This window comes from Nocardia sp. NPDC050378 (assembly GCF_040655675.1).
Taxonomy (GTDB): domain Bacteria; phylum Actinomycetota; class Actinomycetes; order Mycobacteriales; family Mycobacteriaceae; genus Nocardia; species Nocardia coubleae.
Genome location: NZ_JBFAKI010000006.1, coordinates 67463 through 87464 on the forward strand (window position 1 = coordinate 67463; position 20002 = coordinate 87464).

19 protein-coding genes are annotated in these 20002 nt (G+C 65.2%); 16 read left to right on the forward strand and 3 right to left on the reverse strand.

Features of this window, described 5'->3' with window-relative positions:
* Positions 1-6: 6 nt before the first annotated feature.
* The 5 genes from AB0I35_RS15555 to AB0I35_RS15575 all read left to right on the forward strand — a co-directional run bounded on the left by AB0I35_RS15555 (position 7) and on the right by AB0I35_RS15575 (position 4775).
* Positions 7-945 carry an acyl-CoA dehydrogenase family protein gene (locus tag AB0I35_RS15555; protein WP_357396615.1) on the forward strand — a complete coding sequence of 313 codons (939 nt, stop codon included), beginning with the start codon at positions 7-9 and terminating at the stop codon, positions 943-945.
* A gap of 1 nt (position 946) precedes the next feature.
* Positions 947-2119 carry an acyl-CoA dehydrogenase family protein gene (locus AB0I35_RS15560; protein WP_357396616.1) on the forward strand — a complete coding sequence of 391 codons (1173 nt, stop codon included), beginning with the start codon at positions 947-949 and terminating at the stop codon, positions 2117-2119.
* Positions 2112-3077, forward strand: coding sequence for an acyl-CoA dehydrogenase family protein (locus AB0I35_RS15565; RefSeq protein WP_357396617.1), 966 nt, complete (start codon positions 2112-2114; stop codon positions 3075-3077). Before AB0I35_RS15560 ends, AB0I35_RS15565 begins: the two co-directional genes overlap by 8 nt.
* Before the next feature lie 58 nt (positions 3078-3135).
* Positions 3136-4008: an amidohydrolase family protein gene (locus tag AB0I35_RS15570; RefSeq protein WP_357396618.1), complete on the forward strand. Its 873-nt coding sequence runs from the start codon at positions 3136-3138 to the stop codon at positions 4006-4008.
* 86 nt (positions 4009-4094) lie between these two features.
* Positions 4095-4775, forward strand: a complete 681-nt coding sequence (locus AB0I35_RS15575) for an SDR family oxidoreductase (protein WP_357397001.1) — start codon at positions 4095-4097, stop codon at positions 4773-4775.
* Between the two features lie 148 nt (positions 4776-4923).
* On the opposite strand, the gene AB0I35_RS15580 is transcribed toward AB0I35_RS15575, so the two are convergent.
* Together AB0I35_RS15580 and AB0I35_RS15585 are read right to left on the reverse strand one after the other, a co-directional pair.
* Positions 4924-5850 carry a hypothetical protein gene (locus AB0I35_RS15580; protein ID WP_357396620.1) on the reverse strand — a complete coding sequence of 309 codons (927 nt, stop codon included), beginning with the start codon at positions 5848-5850 and terminating at the stop codon, positions 4924-4926.
* A 121-nt stretch (positions 5851-5971) separates the two neighbouring features.
* The gene (locus AB0I35_RS15585) at positions 5972-7405 is read right to left on the reverse strand and encodes an NAD-dependent succinate-semialdehyde dehydrogenase (protein WP_357397002.1); all 1434 of its coding nucleotides are present in this window, start codon (positions 7403-7405) and stop codon (positions 5972-5974) included.
* 218 nt (positions 7406-7623) lie between these two features.
* On the opposite strand from AB0I35_RS15585, the gene AB0I35_RS15590 reads away from it, so the two are divergent.
* Together AB0I35_RS15590 and AB0I35_RS15595 are read left to right on the forward strand one after the other, a co-directional pair.
* Complete coding sequence (locus tag AB0I35_RS15590) at positions 7624-8607, forward strand: nitronate monooxygenase family protein (protein ID WP_357396621.1); 984 nt, start codon at positions 7624-7626, stop codon at positions 8605-8607.
* A 232-nt stretch (positions 8608-8839) separates the two neighbouring features.
* On the forward strand, positions 8840-9562 hold the full coding sequence (locus AB0I35_RS15595) for an NAD(P)-binding domain-containing protein (protein ID WP_357396622.1): 723 nt from the start codon (positions 8840-8842) through the stop codon (positions 9560-9562).
* Positions 9563-9741: 179 nt separating this feature from the next.
* Here AB0I35_RS15595 and AB0I35_RS15600 read toward each other — a convergent pair whose 3' ends face one another.
* Positions 9742-10278: a flavin reductase family protein gene (locus AB0I35_RS15600; protein WP_357396623.1), complete on the reverse strand. Its 537-nt coding sequence runs from the start codon at positions 10276-10278 to the stop codon at positions 9742-9744.
* 433 nt (positions 10279-10711) lie between these two features.
* Between AB0I35_RS15600 and AB0I35_RS15605 the strand changes: the two genes are divergently transcribed.
* The 9 genes from AB0I35_RS15605 to AB0I35_RS15645 all read left to right on the forward strand — a co-directional run bounded on the left by AB0I35_RS15605 (position 10712) and on the right by AB0I35_RS15645 (position 19786).
* On the forward strand, positions 10712-11713 hold the full coding sequence (locus AB0I35_RS15605; protein ID WP_357396624.1) for a helix-turn-helix domain-containing protein: 1002 nt from the start codon (positions 10712-10714) through the stop codon (positions 11711-11713).
* Positions 11714-11993: 280 nt separating this feature from the next.
* On the forward strand, positions 11994-12884 hold the full coding sequence (locus AB0I35_RS15610; protein WP_357396626.1) for an SDR family NAD(P)-dependent oxidoreductase: 891 nt from the start codon (positions 11994-11996) through the stop codon (positions 12882-12884).
* Between the two features lie 16 nt (positions 12885-12900).
* Positions 12901-14229, forward strand: a complete 1329-nt coding sequence (locus tag AB0I35_RS15615; RefSeq protein ID WP_357396628.1) for an LLM class flavin-dependent oxidoreductase — start codon at positions 12901-12903, stop codon at positions 14227-14229.
* Positions 14230-14256: 27 nt separating this feature from the next.
* Complete coding sequence (locus tag AB0I35_RS15620; RefSeq protein WP_357396630.1) at positions 14257-14769, forward strand: cupin domain-containing protein; 513 nt, start codon at positions 14257-14259, stop codon at positions 14767-14769.
* A gap of 126 nt (positions 14770-14895) precedes the next feature.
* Positions 14896-16248 (forward strand): LLM class flavin-dependent oxidoreductase, encoded by a 1353-nt coding sequence (locus AB0I35_RS15625; protein ID WP_357397003.1) that lies wholly within the window; start codon positions 14896-14898, stop codon positions 16246-16248.
* Positions 16248-17195, forward strand: a complete 948-nt coding sequence (locus AB0I35_RS15630) for an isocitrate lyase/PEP mutase family protein (RefSeq protein WP_357396631.1) — start codon at positions 16248-16250, stop codon at positions 17193-17195. Before AB0I35_RS15625 ends, AB0I35_RS15630 begins: the two co-directional genes overlap by 1 nt.
* A 58-nt stretch (positions 17196-17253) precedes the next feature.
* Positions 17254-17817, forward strand: coding sequence for an NAD(P)H-dependent oxidoreductase (locus AB0I35_RS15635; protein WP_357396632.1), 564 nt, complete (start codon positions 17254-17256; stop codon positions 17815-17817).
* A complete protein-coding gene (locus AB0I35_RS15640) occupies positions 17814-18809 on the forward strand; it encodes a D-glycerate dehydrogenase (protein ID WP_357396633.1) in 996 nt (331 codons plus the stop codon). Before AB0I35_RS15635 ends, AB0I35_RS15640 begins: the two co-directional genes overlap by 4 nt.
* Positions 18806-19786, forward strand: a complete 981-nt coding sequence (locus AB0I35_RS15645; RefSeq protein ID WP_357396634.1) for a glycerate kinase — start codon at positions 18806-18808, stop codon at positions 19784-19786. The genes AB0I35_RS15640 and AB0I35_RS15645 overlap by 4 nt, the downstream gene beginning before the upstream one ends.
* The last annotated feature ends 216 nt before the right edge of the window (positions 19787-20002 follow it).

Consider the following 20002-nt stretch of genomic DNA (forward strand, 5'->3'; position numbering starts at 1 on the left):
AGTCAATTGTCTGTCGAAGCACAGGAGTTCGAGAAGGCGGTATTCGGCACGCTCGAAGCAGCCGGTGGCGTGAACCTGGTGCGCAAGTACTCGGACAAGCCGGCCGATCGGTCCGGTGACATGGTGTCCCTCCTCGAATCACTGGGTGTCTGGGAACTGCGTCCACACGAGAGCGTCGAGGAACTCGAAGCGGCGGCGGTCGCCTGCCGAGCCGCCGGTGCGGTGGCGTTGCCGTATCCCATCGCCGAACGTCTGGCCCGTCCCGACGACAGGGACGGGGCGATCCTGGTGCAGGAGTCGGGTGCGCGAATGGCAGGTCACGGCGACCTGGCCGCGGGATGGGTGGCCTACGACCTTCTCGGAAACCGGTACGACGTTCTCTCCGCGGACGCCGGCCCACTGGGTACGCTCCTCGCGCCGTTCGCGGGCGAGGTGGTGGTGTCGGAGCCCACACCCGGATACGAAGGCGCTGCCGCCTTGCTGGTGACACTGCAGAGCTGGTGGCTGCTGGGACTACTCGAACGAGCCCTCGGCGACACCATCAAGTACGCCGGTGAGCGTGAGCAGTTCGGGCGAAAACTCACCGGGTTCCAGACGGCGAGCTTCCGGTTGGCGGATATGCAGGTCTCTGTGCACAAGCTCGAGGAACTCGCGAAGTACACGCTGTGGTCGCTGACTCAGAACCACGGTCGGTCCACCGCACTGGTCGATGCACTGGCGCTGCGCGCCGCGTCCCTCGAATCAGCCGACATCGTCATGCGTGGTGCGCATCAGCTGCACGGTGCCATGGGATTCTGTGACGAGACCGACGTCTCCTGGCTGTCGCGGGTGAGTCAAGCTGTCCGCAGACTACCCGCCGGCCGAAGCCAGACCGTCGAGCTGCTGACCCGCCGCACCCTCGAGACCGGTTTCGAGGGCTTGTTCAGCGAACTTCAGGAGTTTTGATATGACGGCGCGAGTCGTCGAGGACACGGACACGGAACCAGCGGCGGCTGAACCGAATTGGACTGCCTGGCTGGAGGCCCGGCATACCGAGCTGAGCGGATTCGTCCCGGCCCCCGATGACACCCTCGACGAACGAATCGACCGGGGTTCGAGCCTGCTGGCCTTCCTGGACCGAGCCGGTGTGACCGGGTGGGGCTGGCCGACAGCGCTCGGTGGCCGGGGCGGGACGGCCGTACAGCGGGCGAACTTCTACGATGCGCTGACGCGGTGCGGCCTCGGCCTACCGGAGTCGGTGGCCGCGCTGGAGGTCGTCGGATCGGCGCTGGTCGAATTCGCTCCTCGGCTCGCCGCGCAGCACCTTCCCGACATCCTCGCCGGCCGGTCCCTCTGGTGCCAGGGGTTCTCCGAGCCGGACGCGGGCAGCGATCTCGCGAGCCTGCGAACGACGGCCCGGCCGGTCGACGGCGGGTGGGTGATCAACGGCCAGAAAGTTTGGACCTCGCTGGCGCACCGGGCGGACTGGTGTGCGGTGCTCGCACGGACCGGGGACAAGGACAGCCGCCACCGTGGGCTGACCATGTTCTGGGTGGATCTGCGTGCGGCCGGGGTATCTGTTCGCCCGCTGCGCACCCTCACCGGGGAGGAAGAATTCTCCGAGGTGTACCTCGACGATGTCACGGTGGCCGAGGACCGGGTGATCGGCGAGGTCGGCGGGGGCTGGGCGGTTGCGATGCATCTGCTGCAGTTCGAGCGCGGAATGTGGGCCTGGCAGCGGCAAGCACTGATGCATGCGGAGCTCGAGCGGGCTCTGGCCGCTGTGGGTGAGCTGTCCGCTACTCAGGCACAAGAGGTGGGCCGCGCCTACGCCGGCCTGGCCGCGTTGCGGGTCAAGTGCCGGCGGACCGTCGAACGGCTCGCCGCCGGTGAGGTACTCGGACCGGAGGTCTCGGTGGACAAGGTGCTGCTCAGCCAGACAGAACACGCGGTCAATGATGTGATCCGTTCCCTCGACCGGCTGAGTTTCTCGCTGACCGACGACGCCGCCGCTCGCGGTGTTCGCGCGGAGTGGTTCTACAGCCGGGCCGCCTCGGTGTATGGCGGCGCCGTCGAAGTGCAGAAGAACATCATCGCGCAGCGTCTGTTGCATCTACCGCGGGGGGTGCGCAATGGATGACGATCTCCGGCGGGAACTCGTCGAATCCACCCGGGAACTGATCGCGCGAACCCCGGACGGCTTGACCGCAACGGTGCTCGAGGAGTTCGGCTGGGACGACGTGTTGGCCGAGCATCCCGAAGAGGCCGTTGCGAGCATGTTCCAGGAGATCGGCAGCGCCGCAAGTGCATCCGCTGCGCTCGATCTGGTGATTCTGCGGGCCGCGCCCGCGCTCGCGGAGTTCGGGCCCTTCACTGTGTGCCGGCTGGCCGCCGTGCCGGAACCCCTGATACCGGGCGCTTCCATCGAACTCCGCGGGTACCTGACCGCCTGCGGCGCGGCAGCGCCGGCCACTGCTGTGGCCTGGCACCCGGCCGCGGACACGGTGGCAGTGCTGGATCTGCCGGGTAGTGGCACCGAGGTGGACGACGTGGCCGGAGTGGACCCGTCGAAACGTTTGCGGACCATTGTTGCGCCGCAAGCGCGCGTCTGGGAGATCTGTGACGGCGCGACCGCCTCGGCCATCCGGCACTCGATCATGCGAGCGAACGCCTACGAGCAGCTCGGTGTCGCACGAGCAATCCTCGCGGTGGCCGCGGAGCATGTCCGTGAGCGCCGTCAGTTCGGGCAACAGATCGGTGCCTACCAGGCGGTACAACACCGACTGGCCGATGTATTCGTCGCCGCTGAATCGGCGCAGGAGGCACTCGACGCCTCATGGTCCGCAGCTGCCGATATCGCCGTGCCGACGGCGGCGTTGCTCGCGGCGCGAACGGCCGCGCTGGCGGTCCAGCACGGCCTGCAGGTGTGCGGTGGCATGGGTTTCACCGAGGAATTCTCCTTCGCCGCGCAGATCCGACGGTCCGTACTCCTCGCCGACCTCTACTGGTCTGAAGGGGAGCTGGCCCACACCATCGGCGAGCGAATCGGCGCGGGAGGGACTCTGCCCAGGCTGGCAGCCTCCGTCGGCGCGGGCTGACAGGCAGGTCACCGACCGCTACGGGAAATGCTCCATCAGGGTGACAGGACGGAATTGTATGAAGATTCGAGAAGTAAATGTGATCGACGCCTGGATCCAACCTTGGACGGCGGAGGTGGTCGCGGCCCTGCCGCAGCGGACCTACAACGTCGTCGAGAGGTACGGCAGCAGGCGTCTCGTCGATGGGATCGGCCTCGAAACGATGATCGAGGAGCTCGAGCGCTCCGAGGTCGACCTGGCCCTGGTCTCGGGCGGTCCGGCGACACCGATGGGTGAAGTTTTGAAGGTGCTCGAACGGCTGCCGGATTCGACGGTCGGTGTCGCATGGGCCGATCCCACCGACGGGGTGATGAAGGCCGTGCGTGAACTTGAAGCCTATGCCCGTGATCACCCGATCTGCGGCCTCAAGCTCGAACCGTTCTACCTCTACCGGGATCCCACCGACCGGGTGTTCTATCCGCTGTACGCCAAGTGCGAGGAACTCGGGATCGCTGTACAGACGCAGGTCGGTGGCACCGGTCCGCTGTTTCCTTCGCGGAGCGGTCAGCCGCTGTACATCGACGAGGTGGCGCTCGACTTCCCCGACCTGCCGATCGTGTGTGGCCATGTCGGGTCGCCCTGGGTCGAAGAGATGATCCATATCGCGTGGAAGCACGAGAACGTGTATATCGATACCTCGGCGCGGCTACCCAAGCATTTCGAGCCGTCGTTCCGGAAGTTTCTCTCCAGTTATGGCCAGGACAAATGCATATTCGCGACGGACTGGCCACTACTCGACTACGAACTGCCGTTGCAGCAGGTGCGAAATTTCGACCTGAGCGACACGGTCCTCGACAAATTCCTCCACGCGAACGCGATTCGTGCCTTCGGGCTCGAACGATTCGGAATCCGCGGCGCCACGCCGGGCACGAATGAAGGTGACTCGTTGTGAACGATGTACTCCGGCAGTTCTCTCTGAATGGCAGGACAGTGCTGTTGACCGGCGCATCAGCGGGAATCGGGCGCCGGTTCGCCGAGGTGCTGATAGGTGCGGGCGCCGAGGTCGCCCTGGTGGCCCGACGCCACGACGTCCTCGACGAGCTCGCCGGGCAGCTCGGAGACCGAGCGCACGTGCTGGCGGGAGATCTCGCCGACCCCGCCGGTGCCGAACAGGTCGCTCGTGCCGCGCTCGACCTTTTCGGTCATGTCGATGTGGTTGTCAACAACGCTGCCTACATCGCCGGTGGAGTCCGTGGGGAGGATGAATCCCTGGATCAGATCACCACGACGCTCAACGTCAACCTCGTGGCGCCGATACGCATCGTGCAGACACTGTTCCCGTCGATGAAAGCGCGGGGCAGTGGCTCGATCGTGAACATCTCCTCGATGGTGGCCTCGGTTGGAATCGCCAGATTCCCTCAGGCCACGTACGCGGCCTCCAAGGGAGGGCTGAATGCCATCACCAGGGAATGGGCCGCGCAATGGGGACGTTACGGGATCCGGGTGAACGCCATCGCTCCTGGCTTCATCGAGACCGAGATGACCTCCGAGGTCATCAGTGTGCCGAAGGTCAACGAGTGGATTCTGCGTAACACTCTGCTTCCTCGGCCCGGAAAGGTGGACGACTTCGACGGGGCTTTGCTCTACCTCGCCAGCGATGCGAGCCGCTACGTGACCGGGCAGGTCATGACGGTCGACGGCGGCTGGACTGCGCGCTGACAAGACCGCTCCGGCTTTCGACGTCTGCATCCGAACTTCGCCCCGGACCTCTGGGAGCGCATTCTGCGCCCAGAGGTCCGGATGCCCTCCAGCCTCCCCGGCGCGGGGGAGGCTGCTGATTTGGTGGCGGACGCGACGATCAGCGGTGCTAGGCACCGCCGTGTAGTTGGGGGACTTTCATCGTCGCGGAAGGAGCTGGAACGGAGGGCGCCCTGCCGCCGATTTCCCGGGTAACGATCCGGCTGGAGCTGAGCATCTCACCACTCAGATCGACGAGATCGGATCCGGTGATCCCTGCGAGCCCGTATACGGTCATCGCGAAGACCACGCTGCCGTCCGGCCCGAACACCGGGACTGCGAGATTCGCGACGTCATATCGAGCCTCCAGGTCGATGGAGCGAAGCGTGTAGCCACTCATCTGTCCGGGGATGGCCTCGATCAGGCGATCGTGGATCTGGCTCGGATGCTCGGCGGATTCGTGGATCAATCCGACGACTTCGTCGACAGGGTCATTGTGCAATCCGACGGCGAGCCCGCGGGTTCGCACTTCCTCGAGCGATATCCGAAGCTCGTCTCGGATATGGGGCTCGACCCTACCCAGTCGGGCGATCCATTTGTCGACAGTGGATTCGGAAGACCAGGCGAGGAAGACCTGCCCGAAGGGCGGCATCAACGGTATGCGCTGACCTATCCAACTCTGGCGGGTTCGCCCGTTCGGGCGGCCTTCGATCGAGAGGATCATGATGTCCTCGCCTACGGCCGCGCTGCCGATGCATTCACCGCCGACGACCGAGGCCAGCCTGGTCATTTCCGGCCGCGCCGCCTCGATCTGGGGGTGGCGTTGCGCCGCCGAATGGCCGGCCGCCACCAACGCTGGTCCCAGCTCATACGTCCGATGCCGGGGATGCCTGAAGAGATACCCGGCGTCGCACAGCGCCATCAGGACGGACGACATCGACGCGGGACTCACATCCAGGGCTTTCGACAATTCGGACAGGCTGAACGACAGCCGCGGCTGCACCATCATGAAATTCAGCACGGCCATCGCTCGTGTCGCTGCCAACGCAGGTTTCATGTAACTCGCTCCCGGTGCCTTGTCGACTGCCTACGGCGCGTCAGTCTAGATGAGTTCGACTTTTCATACGCGGCGGCGTCATGTCGAAAGACGCGACCATATGCGGGCTGCGGCGGATCGGTTACCGGAGCGCGACGTACTTGGTGACGAGATACTCATGGATCCCTTCCGTGCCACCCTCACTCCCTGTGCCCGACTCCTTCCAGCCTCCGAAGGGCGCGGCGGCATCGGAGACAACACCTCGGTTGACCCCGACGAGCCCCGCTTCCAATGCCTCGGTCACCCGCAGCGCCCGGTCGAGGTTCTCGGTGAATACGTAGGCGGCCAGACCATAGGGCGTGTCGTTCGACATGGCGATTGCCTCGTCCTCCGCGTCGAAGCCGACGATGGTCGCGACGGGACCGAAGATTTCCTCCCGCAGAATTCGGGCGTCCCTGGGCACTCCGTCGAGCACGGTCGGCGCGAAGAAATAGCCGTCACCCTGTATCGGTGTACCGCCGGTGCGCGCGACGGCACCGGCCGCGAGGGCGTCGTCGACCAACTCGGCCACGGTGGTCATCTGGGCGGCATTGACCAGCGGGCCCAGCTCGCTGCCGTCGAGGTAGCCCGGTCCGACCTGTAACGCTGCCATCCGCGCGACCAACTTCTCCGTGAACTCCTCGCGCACGGAATTCGCTACCAGGATGCGGTTCGCCGCGGTACACGCCTCGCCGCCGTTGCGCATCTTGGCGGACATGGCTCCATCGACGGCCTGATCAAGGTCGGCGTCGGCGAACACCAACAAGGGCGCGTTGCCCCCGAGCTCCATGGAACTGGCGAGCACATGCTCCGCCGATTGCTCGATCAGACGTTTGCCCACCGCGGTCGACCCGGTGAAAGTGATCTTGCGCAGCCGCGTATCCGACATCAAAGGTCCGCTGATGTCGGCCGCCCGAGAGCTCGGCAGTACGGACAACACCCCGGCCGGTAGCCCGGCCTCCGCGAAGAGGCGTCCGAGCACCATCATGGTCAACGGTGTCTCCCTGGCGGGCTTGACGATCACCGTGCAGCCGGCGGCCAGCGCGGGGCCGATTTTGCGTGTGCCCATCGCCAGGGGAAAGTTCCAGGGGGTGATCGCCAATACCGGACCAACCGCCTGGCGTGTGACAAGTATGCGTCCATTCCCCGATGGAGCGGGAGTGTAACGCCCTTGAATGCGTACGGCCTCCTCGCTGAACCATCTAAGGAATTCGGCACCATAGGCCACTTCTCCGCGCGCTTCGGCTAGTGGTTTGCCCATCTCGAGGCTCATCAGCAAGGCGAGGTCCTCCGTTCGCTCGACAACGAGCTCGAACGCGGTGCGCAGAATCTCCGCGCGCACCCGTGCTGGTGTCGAAGCCCAGCGCGGCTGGATCTCGGCGGCGGCGTCCAGCGCCGCGAGTGCATCCACCGAGGTCGCATCCGCCACTCGAATGAAGGCCTTGCCGGTCGCCGGGTCGAATACGTCGAATGACGCACCGCCGGAGGCTGATCGATCGTGGCCGCCGATCCACAGTTGTGTCGGCAACGCCTCGATGAGGTCGTTCAACCGGGCTCGAATGTGGGTCTCGTTCGCCGATGCGGTCGCCACAGGGTCTCCTCGTGTACTGCTGATCACTCCTGGCACCCCGGTTCGCCGGGTGTGTTGACAGACACACAATAGCCTCTATGATTCGAAATGAGAAATCACGCTTCGAAATATCAAATTCGGATCTCGTGCAGGTCGCATGATCGACCTGCTGAGGAGGCTCTTCCATGGCATTGACGACTCGCTTCACCGAAGCGTTCGGTATCGAGCACCCGATCGTCTGTGGCGGCATGACGGCGGTCGGTACGGCCGAGCTCATAGGCGCCGTTGCCGAGGCCGGTGGTCTCGCGTTTCTGTCCGCGTTGACCCAGCCGTCGCCGGAGGCGCTGTCGAAAGAGATCGCGCGGTGCCGCGAGTTGACCGACCGACCCTTCGGGGTGAATCTCACGATCCTTCCCACGCTGACGCCGGTGCCCTACGAGGAGTACCGGGAGGCGATCATCGACGGTGGGGTGAAGATCGTGGAGACCGCCGGGGCCAATCCGGCGCCACACCTACCGGCTTTCGCCGCTGCCGGCGTGCGCGTGATCCACAAGGCGGTCTCGGTGCGGCACGCAGTGAAGGCTCAGTCGATCGGCGTGGACGCGGTGAGTATCGATGGATTCGAGTGTGCTGGGCACCCGGGCGACGACGATGTCCCGGGTTTGGTGTTGATACCGGCTGCCGCCAGGAAGCTCACTATCCCGATCGTCGCCTCCGGCGGTTTCGCCACCGGTGCGGGCTTGGTCGCTGCCCTCGCACTGGGTGCGAGCGCGATCAACATGGGGACGCGGTTCGTGGCCACGCAGGAATCGCCGGTGCACGACAATGTCAAGCAGCAGATCGTCGACAACGACGAACTGGCCACCGAGATCGTGTTCCGGGAGTTCGGGAATACGGCACGGGTCGCACGAAACTCCGTCTCCAGCAAGATCGTCGAGATCTCGCAGCGCGAGGGTGCTCAGTTCGCCGATGTCGCGGCTCTGGCCTCCGGTGCGCGAGCGCGCCAGGCGGTGCTCGCCGACGGTGATGTCGAAGGCGGAATGTGGTGGGCCGGCCAGAGCCAGGGGCTGATCGACGACATCCCGACCTGCGCCGAGCTGATCTCCCGAATCGTCTCCCAGGCCGCCGATCTCATTGCCGGGGAGTTGACGAACGCTGTTGCCCGGTGAGCTCGAGAGGTGACCGGACGACTCGCTTACGCCGACTGCGTCGTCGGTGCTTCAATAGGAATTCGGCATAACGAGAACCGTCGAATTCTCGGTATCGCAAGATGTGGCGGCGGCCCCTGCGCCCGGGTCGGTGCAACTGGGCGCTGCCCCGAAACCCCGGCTCCGGACACAAGTAGAAGTACGAACACGGCGCAGTAATCAACCAGAAGGAACTCCGAAAGGTAAACGATTCATGCGTACGATGAAAATCGGTGTGATCGGAGCAGGTCTCATCGGCGGCACGCTCGCGTCCAAGCTTGCCGTCCTGGGACATCAAGTCAAGCTCGCGAATTCCAAGGCGCCGTCGACCCTGACCGAGTTCGGTGGCATCGACAACCTCACTACGGTGTGGGCAGCCGACGCCGTCCGCGATGTCGATATCGTGATCATCAGCGTGCCCGAGTACGCGATCGACGCACTCGGCGCCGAACTGGCGCCGATACTGTCCGAGAACACCATTGTGATCGATACCGGCAACTACTATCCAGTCAGGGATGGGCGGATCCCGGCCCTGGATGGGGGCGTGCCCGACAGCGTCTGGGTATCGCAGATTCTCGGCCGGCCGGTCTTCAAGGTTTTCAACAATATCGCTGCACCCGACCTGAAGAAGAAGGGGACACCGGACCGCGGGAACCGGGTGGGACTGCTGGTGTCCGGCCCGGACGGCGACGCCAAGCACGCCGTGTTCGCACTGGTAGATCAGCTCGGGTTCGAGCCGGTCGACGGTGGTCCGCTGGAGGAATCCTGGCGGCAGCAGCCCGGCACCCCGGCGTATTGCAAGGATCTGGACCCCGACAGCCTGAAAGCCAGTTGGATCGCCACCGTTCTCGACGATGTCGACGAATATCACCGCAACCGCGACCAGATCGTCGACTTCGATGCCGCCGTGCGAGAAACTGCCAGGCGTATGGCGTGAACACCGCGTGTTCGGGGTGACGATACCCCGATGGTCTGTTGTCAAGGAGGTGGTGGAACCCCTCCCTCCACCCGGCGGATTTGCCGCTCGGCGCCGCCGGTGACCACCCCTCGGTGTCTTGTCGCTCGTGTCCGGAGGCGCTCGTGCTCACCGAAGACCGCACGCCTCCGGTGCGATGCTCATCGAATTGCCTCCGCGGATGTCGGCAGGGCGAGGTGGTGGAATGTGCTGGCGTGGAAAACCAGTGGCCCGACACCTTCGTGAATCTCGATGGCTTCGACGCGGAGTAGGACGATGTCGTGATCACCGGCGGGGACGGTCTGTTGAATGCTGCAGTCCAGCCAGGTCGCGGCTTCGTGGAGGAAGATCGCGCCGTCGTCGGTGGCCGACCAGTCGAGGCCGGCGAATCGGTCCCCGTTCTTCGAGGCGAGCTGACGGCACGCGGCGTCGTGATCGGCGCCGAGAATCGAGAGGCCGAGCCGCGGTCGGTCGGCCAGCCGCGGCCAAGTGGTGGAGGTGTGCTGAACGCACACGGCTACCAGCGGTGGTTCCATCGAGACGGCCACGAAGGAGCTCGCGGCGATCCCGACCGGCTGGTTGTCGCGCAGGGCGCAGACGGCGGTGACACCGCTCGGAAAGCAGCCGTACGCGGCACGCAACGCAGCTGTTCTGGTCGTCGGGTTGCTGTCGAGTACATCGAGCTGAAGCGTATTCACGCCGGTATCTCCTTGAATGGGTGTGCGGCCCGTGCCCATTACTTCGGCCTACTCCGGCCACGGGGATTGGTGCCATGGATCTCACAGTGACGCTAGGAGTTGTGACTGCTGTCTCGTTAACTTGCGAACGCCAGGGGAGTTGGGAGTTTCTGCCACGGGGGCGGTCTGTTGCCGTCGCGTAAGAGTTGTGCAGTTCTGTCAGACCGTTTGTTCATCCGCGCCAGTGCTCCGGTGGTCGTTCGAACGGTCTTCGGATCCCGACGCGAGGGCTATATTTGGCAAACGTGGTAGAGCTGCCGCGAGGTGAAGGAGGCCCGGATTGGGGACAGGGAAAGCGCGAGACCGAAACGCGCCACCCCTACCCGCCCGGTCGCAGGTTGGCCCGGCCGGTGCGAAAACCTGGTCGGAGGTCCCGGCCGTCAGCGTTCACCTCATGTGCACGGTACTTTCCGACCACGGGGTCGACCCGGTGCCACTGCTGCGTGCCGCCCGGATCCCTGTCGATGTTCTCGAGGTGCCGGATCGCCGCATCGGGTGGCTTCAGGAACTGGCCTTCCAGGAGGTCTTCGCGCAGCGCACCGCGGAACAGATCGACATCTGGCTCGAGACCGGGACGAGATATCTATATCCGGTCTTCGAAGCATTCGGTGCGGCCATGATCTCGGCGCCCACATTGCGGCATTTCCGGGACCTGGTCACTACGTTGGAGACCTTCTACAGCGTCGGGCGGTATCGCTCGATCGACATCGGAGAGGACTGGGCGGGAATCGAGGTCGAGCTGCCGCCCGAGCTCGATCCATCGGGGGTCTTTTTCCGATTCACCGTGGTGCGGGACGTCGCGGCGATCGCGGCGTTCCTCGACGATCTCTGGCGGGGCCCGTTCCCGCTGGAGCACCTGGAATTGCCGCTCGATCCTGTGCCGGTCGCTGTCCACGACCTGGTGCATTCCCCGATTGTCTCCGGCAGCGCTGCCGTTCGCTGGATCTGGCCGTCGGGACTTCTCGACGTGCCACTACCTCGTTCGAACGCGATGCTCTACCACTTGCACGTCAAGCGGGCCGCGTGCTCGGCGACATGGTTGCAAGCGTCGGCGCAGCTCGATGAGCAGGTTTCGGCAATTCTCGCCAGGCCGGGCAATGCCGGCCTGAGCTTGGCCCGGCTCGCGGCCGAGCTGGCCATGTCCGTGCGCACGCTGCAACGACGCCTCGACGAGTACGAAGTCAGTTTCCGGTCCTTGCGAGATCAGGCGCGACTGCGCGAGGCCTGCCGCCTGCTTTCCGAGACCGACGTCTCGGTGTCGGAGATCTCCGATCAGCTGGCATACGTCGAGGTGGCCAGCTTCAGCAACGCCTTCCGGCGATGGACCGGTGAAAGCCCGAGTCGGTATCGGCTTCGCTATCGGCGCCAGGCCGACGACTCGCAGGGCGGCTTCTGAGCCGTCTCCGCGCCTCCCTGCCACGTCGCGCGCCTTTGTGAGCATCTTGCGTCGCTGTCGGCGAGCGTTGCTCCCGACTGGCACATTCGCACAACTCGACTGACGTCGCTCCGCTACCGACGGGCCTCGCGCCGCCCATAGTGTCCTAGGTCATAGGACATGAGTGTTCTGGGCCATAAAGCACCTTGCCCTGTTCGGTAACCGGCGTCGATTGTGCATTCGCTGGCTCGACCCCGTATTCGGCCGATTCGACCAGTTGATCAATATGAAAGGATTTCCGATGAAGGAGATCAAAGGCCGGACCGCAGTGGTCACCGGCGCAGGTGGCGGTATAGGCCGGTCGATCGCGCTGGAGCTCGCGGCCGAGGGCGCCAATGTCGCCGTGGTCGACATCGACAAGGCGGCAGCCGAGTCAGTCGCTGCCGAGATCGACGCAAAGGGCGGTCGGGCCACCGCGCACTCGGTGGACGTGTCCGACCTGGACGCTGTCCGTCGGCTGGCCGATGAGGTCTATGCCGAATTCGGTTCCGTCGAGATTCTGGTGAACAACGCGGGCGTGACGCTGCGCCCGTTCCGGGCTTCATGGGACACCAGCTACGAGGACTTCGAATGGGTCATGAAGGTGAACTTCTGGGGTGTGCTGAACGGGCATCACGTGTTCGTTCCCCGGATGCGCGAAACTTCCGGCGAGAAGCACATCGTGAACACCTCGTCCATGGCCTCACTGATCCCGATCGCCGGGCATTCCGCCTACTCTGCGGCAAAGAGTGCGGTCGACGGCCTGTCCCATGCGGCACGTGGTGAACTCGCGACCCAGGGAATCGGGTTGAGCATCCTGCATCCAGGCCCGGTGCGCACTCGCATCGTTACCAGCGAGCGCCTGCGGTCGGAGGCGGAACGATCCGAAGCGCGGGGGGTGAAGCCGTGGGCGGACTACGTCCAACAGCCCGGTAACCCGCACGTCGAGGGCAAAGCCGAGCAGCCGGTGACCGATCCCGATGTCGCGGCAACTCCGTTGGAATACATCGCACCCGACGCGACCGGTCGGCTCGTCGTGGACGCCATCAAGGCGAACAAACCACACATCCTCACCCACCCGGCACAGATCGACGAACTACAAGCACGATTCGACGCGGTCTTGGCCGGTGCGCCGCAGCCCCGGCGGGACTGAACGGACAGGAAGGACAATGATGTCGCAACACATTCCGGTTTGTGTCATGCCGCACGCGGGGGGCTGGCACCAGGCCTCATGGCGGCGCCCGAACACCAAGGGCAACGACATCTGGAACTTCGACATGTGGCGTGACCTCGCCCGGACGGCTGAGCGAGGCAAGCTGGATGCAATCTTCATGGCGGACAACCAGTCTCTGTGGCCGGTGCCCGAGCATTTGCGCCACCACACCGCGAAGGTCGGCGTCTGGGACGCGTTGATCTTGACCACCGCGATGGCCACCGCCACCGAGAAGATCGGTCTCGTCGCGACCGCGCACACCGAGTTTCACCAGCCTTACGAGCTGGCCAGGCAGCTCGCGTGCATCGACCACCTGAGCAATGGTCGTGCCGGTTGGAATATTGTCACCTCGGCCGGGCCGCAGGACACCAAGAACTTCAGCGATGCCGGGCAGATCTCGACGGAGCTTCGCTACGAGAAGGCGGCCGAGTTCGTCGATGTCGTCAAGAAGCTCTGGGACAGCTGGGAAGACGACGCCTATATTCTCGATCAGGAGGCGGGAATCTTCTTCGACCCGGCCAAGCTGCATCCGACCAACTTCGCCGGCAAGCACTACTACGTCGAAGGCCCGTTCAACGTGATGCGCCCGCCGCAGGGATATCCCGTGCTGGCGCAGGCAGGAAGCTCCGGGCCGGGCCGACAGCTCGCGGCCACAACCGGGGAGATCCTCTTCTCTCCGCTGGGCGGCGCGGTCGGCAAGGCCTACCGCGACGATGTGTTGCGAATCGCCGCCGAAGCTGGCCGTGAGCCTGGTGACGTAAAGGTGCTGTCGCAGATCACGCCGGTGATCGGGCGCACCGATGAGGAGGCTCAGGAGAAGTGGGACTGGCTGCAGGAGCACTTGCATCCGGAAATCTCGCGCGGCGTGCTCGAGGCCGCCCTCGGAATCGATCTATCGCCCTATCCGCTGGATGAGCCGCTGCCGGATCTCGGTGCGACAGACCGGATTCAGGGTTATCGGGATGCAGTGCTCTCCTACACCGTCGATGGTCGAAAGCCGACTCTGCGCGAGTTGTTGACCGGCTTCAAGGGTCCGGGAACTGTGGTGGGCAGCCCCGCGACGATCGCGGACTACATGGAGGCAGAGGTCGAGAACGGGGCCGGTGACGGGTTCGTGCTGTGCCTGCAAGGTTGCCCGGAGGAGCTTGAGGACTTCGTTGATCTCGTCGTGCCCGAGCTGCAACGCCGGGGCCGATTCCGTGCCGAGTACGAAGCCGACACGTTGCGTGGGCATCTGGGCTTCGCGCGGCCGAGCAACCAGTTCCCCGCCGCCGCGCGCGTCTGAAATCACCTCTGCCTCAAGGAGAACACCATGGCTATCGCCGACGAATTCGAACTGGTCATCGCCGCCGTAGACGCGGACGGCAAATCCTACTTCGCCGAGGCGGGCGAGCCCGCGGTACGGGTAGTACCAGGCGCCTTCGAGGGCGCCTTTGTATGGGAAACCGACGGCATCGTTTCGCTGCCGCTGCAAATCGGGGGCGCGCCCCGCGATATGGATTTTCCCGGCCCCGGCGGTTCGAAGCTCGGCCTGTTCCGATTTCCGGCCCGCTCGGCGGGCAAGCTCGACGTGAAAGCCACGGGCACAAAGGATGCCGAGACGGGAGTGGGTGGGGAGGCGGACATGCACCGGACCGACACGATCGACTACGAGATCATCCTGTCCGGCAAGGTCGACATCGAGCTCCCCGGTGGACAGGTGCGAACGCTGAAGCCCGGATCGGTCCTGATCATGGCAGGTGCCCCACACGCCTGGCGCAATCACTACGACGAGGACTGCACCTACGCAGCCGTGGTCGTCGGGGCATACCAGCCGGCTGGCTGACATATACCCGGTCCGGCCGCTGCGGCTCCACGCGTGGCGGCCGGACCGATCCCACCGTCGATTCAGCCGATGTTCTCGGCAACTGACTAGTCAAAGGAGACCGACGCCATGAGCCGCAACAGGCCAATGCTCTTCAACCTTTTCATCATGAACACGCCGTCCCACATCTCGCACGGAATGTGGCGACACCCGGAGTCTCGTTCACTCGAGTACAACGATCTGGATCTCTGGGTAGACATGGCACGCATCGCGGAGCGGGGCAAATTCGATGCGATCTTCATGGCCGACATCTTCGGACTGTACGGGGAGTTCCGCGGGTCCTGGGACGCGATCGCCGAGCACGCCGTCCAATTTCCGGTCAGCGATCCCAGCATGCTCATCTCGGCGATGGCGCACGCCACGTCCGATTTGGGGTTCATCTACACCAACTCGATCCTGCAGCAGCACCCCTTCTCCTTCGCGCGGTCGGCATCGACCCTCGACCACCTCACCAAGGGGCGCATCGGCTGGAACGTCGTGACCAGCGTCTCCAAGAACGGTTCGCGGAGTATGGGACTGCCCAGCATCGTCGAACACGACGAGCGATACCGCTGGGCCCAAGAGTACGTGGAGGTCACCTACAAGCTGTGGGAAGGATCCTGGGAGGACGACGCGATGGTGAAGGACCGCGCCGCCGGGGTGATGTCCGACCCCAGGAAGATCCACAAGATCAACCACAAGGGTGAGCGATACAGCGTGGAGGGCCCGCATCTCGTGGAGCCATCACCGCAGCGGACCCCGACATTATTTCAAGCGGGTGCTTCCTCGGCCGGTATGGCGTTCGCCGCGCGGCACGCCGAAGGCGTATTCATGATCTCCGGGCCGCCGCAGGCGTCGGCGGCGAAGATCGCGAAGGTGAAAGCGCTGGCGGCCGAGGCCGGTCGCGGACCGGACGAGATCCTCTTCATGGAGGGTCTGACGTTCGTCGTCGGCTCCACTGAAGAGGAAGCTCGGCGTAAGGAGGCCGAGTACGACGAGTGGAACGATGTCGAGGCGCAGATGGCGGTGATGAGCGGGACGATCGGTGTGGATCTCGGCTCTGCCGATCCGGACCAGCCGCTCACCGATCTGATCGAGACCGCTCCCGGCATGCGCGGCACTATCCAACTCGTGATCGACACCGTACGAGGACGTACCGCCACGGTCAGGGACCTGCTGGCATTCTCCACCAAACAATGGCGCGTGGTCGGGACCCCGGAGTCCATCGCGGACAAGATCGAGGAATATCACGCTGCGGGCGTGGACGGAATCAACATCATGTCCATGCTCGTCCCGGGCACCTACACCGACTTCGCCGATCACGTCATTCCCGTGCTGCAGGAGCGGGGCCTCGCACAGCGGGAGTACGCCCCCGGCACGCTGCGCGAGAAGCTCTTCCCCGGCAGCGGCCCGCGGCTGGGCGACAACCACCCCGTAGCCTCCTACCGAAAGTCAGTGTGATGCTCGAGAAGAAGACGACCCGGCTACGCCGGATCTTCGAAAGTGACCGAACCGAACTCATGCCCTTCGGCGTAATGCCGATTCACGCCCAGATGGCGGAACGAGCCGGGTTCGGGTCCTTCCACATTTCCGGTGGAATCAGCTCCTGGTGGAACGGACTCCCGGACGTCGGCCTGATGACGCGAACCGAGATCATCGACGCCGCGCGAAGAATCGTCCAGGCTACCGACATCCCGATCTACTGCGATGCGGACACCGGTTACGGCGGCATCCAGAACGTTCGCAAGACGGTTCAGGATTTCATCGCCGCCGGTGTTGCCGGAATCCACCTCGAAGACCAGCGTGATCCCAAGAAGGCGGGCGGGCAGGCGGGGATCGCGCTCGTGTCCGACGAGGAGGCGATCGGGCGGCTGCGCGCGGCCGTCGAGGCCAGAGACGAGCTCGACCCCGACTTCGTGATCACCGCCCGCACGGATGGCTACGGCGCAGGCGGCGGCGGGCTCGAGGAGGCCCTGCGGCGAGGGAAGCTCTACCGGCAGGAGACCGCCGTCGACGTCATCTTCTACGAGGGCATCCGCACCTGGGAGGAAGTCCGCTACCTGCTCTCCGAGACACCAGGACCGACCTACGCGATCGCAAGCCCCAGTTACGCCGGCCCCACGCCCTCGGTGGACGAGTTGTCGAAGATGGGCCAGGCCATCAACATCGTCCCCTTCATTCTCCCGGCTATCCAGGAACCGTGGAAGCTCCTGCTGAAGGTGCGCGACACCGGTGAACTGGCTCCTATCGACGAGTACAACGCTCGCCTCTCGGACTTCGCGGGCACGGACGAGTTCGCGGGATGGGGGGACGGGTTCGTCAAGCCGAGCTACCAGGAGGTGCGCGGGCTCGAAGAACGGTTCCTGCCGGCCGATCAGCAACGTGACTACGACACGATCCACGACTGATCCGAGCCGGTCACGCTCCCGCGTTCCCGGTCTTCCAGTCCACCCTCACAGGAGAGCCGTGATCACTACCGTCGTTGTCGGAAACCCCAAGCCCGAGTCCCGCACCCTCGCCGCGTCGGTGATGCTCACCGAGAAGCTGACCGGGGCAGCGCCCGACCACGTCGTCGACCTGATCGACCTCGGCCCGGGTTTGCTGGGCTGGGGCGACGAGAATGTCGCCGCAGCCGTCCGGACCGTGCGGTCCTCGTCGCTGGTGGTCTTCGGCAGCCCCACGTTCAAAGCCACATATACGGGGTTGCTCAAACTGTTTCTGGATCAGTTCCCCGGTGGCACCGGTCTCGCGGGCGTCGTGACTGTCCCTTTCATGCTCGGTGGTGCGCCAGAGCACGCGCTTGCGCCCGATCTCACGCTCAAGCCGGTACTTGCCGAACTGGGCGGTACCTGCGCCCTGCCCGGTCTCTATCTCCTCGATGCCGGTTATGCCGACGATCCGGCGCTGACAACGTACGCCGGACGATGGCGTCCGGTGGTCGAGGCCCTGGTGCGGCTCGGTGCAGGGGAGCCCGGTGTCGCAGCGCCGATACCGTTGGCACGGTCGCAGGCTCATGGTGGTGGCCGATGAGTGACGCCCGGTTCTACGTGACGACGCCGATTCCCGAACCCGCACTCACGCTGCTGCGTGCCGCGGGCAGCGTCGAAGTCCCCGACGAGACTCCGAACAGAGCACGGCTGCGCGAGGTTTGCGTGTCCGGCGATTACGACGTGGTGGTGGCTCAACTGCGTGACACCTTCGACGCGGATCTGCTGTCCGCGGCGAAGATTCGCGGAATTTCCAACTACGCGGTCGGGTTCAACAACGTCGACATCGATGCGGCTACCGCCAACTCGATACTCGTCGGCAACACATCCGGTGTGCTCACCGACGCCACCGCCGACGTGGCGATGTTGCTGATCATGGCGACCGCCCGCCGCGCCGTGGAAGCCGATGCCTTCCTTCGTTCCGGACAGTTCACCGGGTGGGAGCCGAATCTGCTACTAGGACAGGATGTTTCGGGACGCAAGCTCGGGCTGGCCGGGTTCGGCCGGATCGCACGGGCGACCGCGAAAAGAGCACTGGCCTTCGGGATGCAGGTGCTGTTCTGCCCGCGACCGCCTGGCGGTCGACCGGTGCCGGATGAGGAACTCGGTGTATTCGCCGGACTCGTCACCCACACCGACTGGGACACCCTCGTCACCACGAGCGACTATCTGTCCCTGCACGTACCCCTCAACGCACAGACCCGCCACCTGGTCGATGCGGGCGTGCTGGCGGCGATGAAACCCTCCGCGATCCTGATCAACACGGCCCGCGGTCCCGTCGTCGACGAAGCCGCGCTCGTCGCCGCTCTGCAATCCGGGGAGATCGCCGGGGCCGGGCTCGACGTCTACGAGGACGAACCGAACCTCGCCCCCGGCCTCGCGGACCTGCCGAATACCGTCCTGCTTCCCCATATCGGCAGCGCGACGGTGTCGGTGCGCGCCGAGATGGCGCGACTGTGCGCCGAGAACGCCGTGGCTATGGCGCAGAACCGGATCCCCCCGCATCCGGTGAATCCGGAAGCCTGGGGCGTATGACGGTTCTGATCGCCCCCGACAGTTTCAAGGGCACCTACACTGCCCGCGAGGTCGCCGACGCCGTCGCCGCCGGCGTCGAGTCGTTCGGCGAAAAGGCGATCAGGTTGCCGGTCGCTGACGGCGGTGAGGGCACCCAAGAAGTCCTCGACGTCCCTCTCGGATTGCGCTCGGTCACCACTTCGTCCCGCAACCCATGGGGCCTACCGTGCCGGGCGGCGTACGGACTGTCCGATGACGGGATCGCGGTCGTCGAGATCGCCGCCGCCTCCGGGATCACCACACCGCACGTTGGCCCCCGCGACCCGGTTACCGCAACGACTTACGGCACCGGCATGCTCATCGCCGATGCCGCCCGGCGCGGTGCCCGCCACATCCTCGTCGCGGCCGGCGGTTCCGCCACCACGGATGGCGGCACCGGGGCCATCGCCGCCATCGAAGCGCGCGGCGGACTCCGCGGTGCCGCTCTTACCGTGTTGACCGACGTGACGACCCGCTACGTCGACGCCGCCCGCGTTTTCGGACCACAAAAGGGCGCCGACGTGGGCGCAATACGACTCCTTACGCGGCAACTCGAGGCAAAAGCGCTGGCCCTGCCCCGCGACCCGTCGAATGTCGACGCGACCGGTGCGGCCGGCGGGTTCTCGGGCGGGATGTGGGCGCGTTACGGCGCAGAACTGTGTTCAGGCGCCGAATACATCCTCGACGTGATCGGCTTCGGCGCCGCGGCTGCTGCCGCCTCGGCCATCGTCGTCGGCGAGGGCAGGCTGGATGGCCAGACCAAGGCGGGCAAGATCATTTCCGCGATCCTCACCCGCGCGGGCACCACGCCGGTATACGCCGTTGTCGGCTCGATCGGCCACGATCTCGGCGAGTACCGGTCCCGTTTCGCTGACGTTCTGCTCGCAACGGACGCTGTCGCAATGCATGAAGCCGGCCGCGCGATCGCCGGGCGACTCAGGACTCCGACGCGACCATAGGGGTAGCGCCGGGACCAACCGCGGTCGAGGACGGAATCACGCTGTAGCCGGCCGAGCGAGGTGGCGCATATTAGACGGCCCCAACCGGTGACCGTTCACTGCGAACGGCACGTGTGAACTGGCTATCGCCAAGCCGGCGACCGCCGGTCGATGCCGCCGAACGCCAGAGCTCGGCCCTGCCCGGCGACGCGGCAGCGTAATGCCGTGAAATTCATC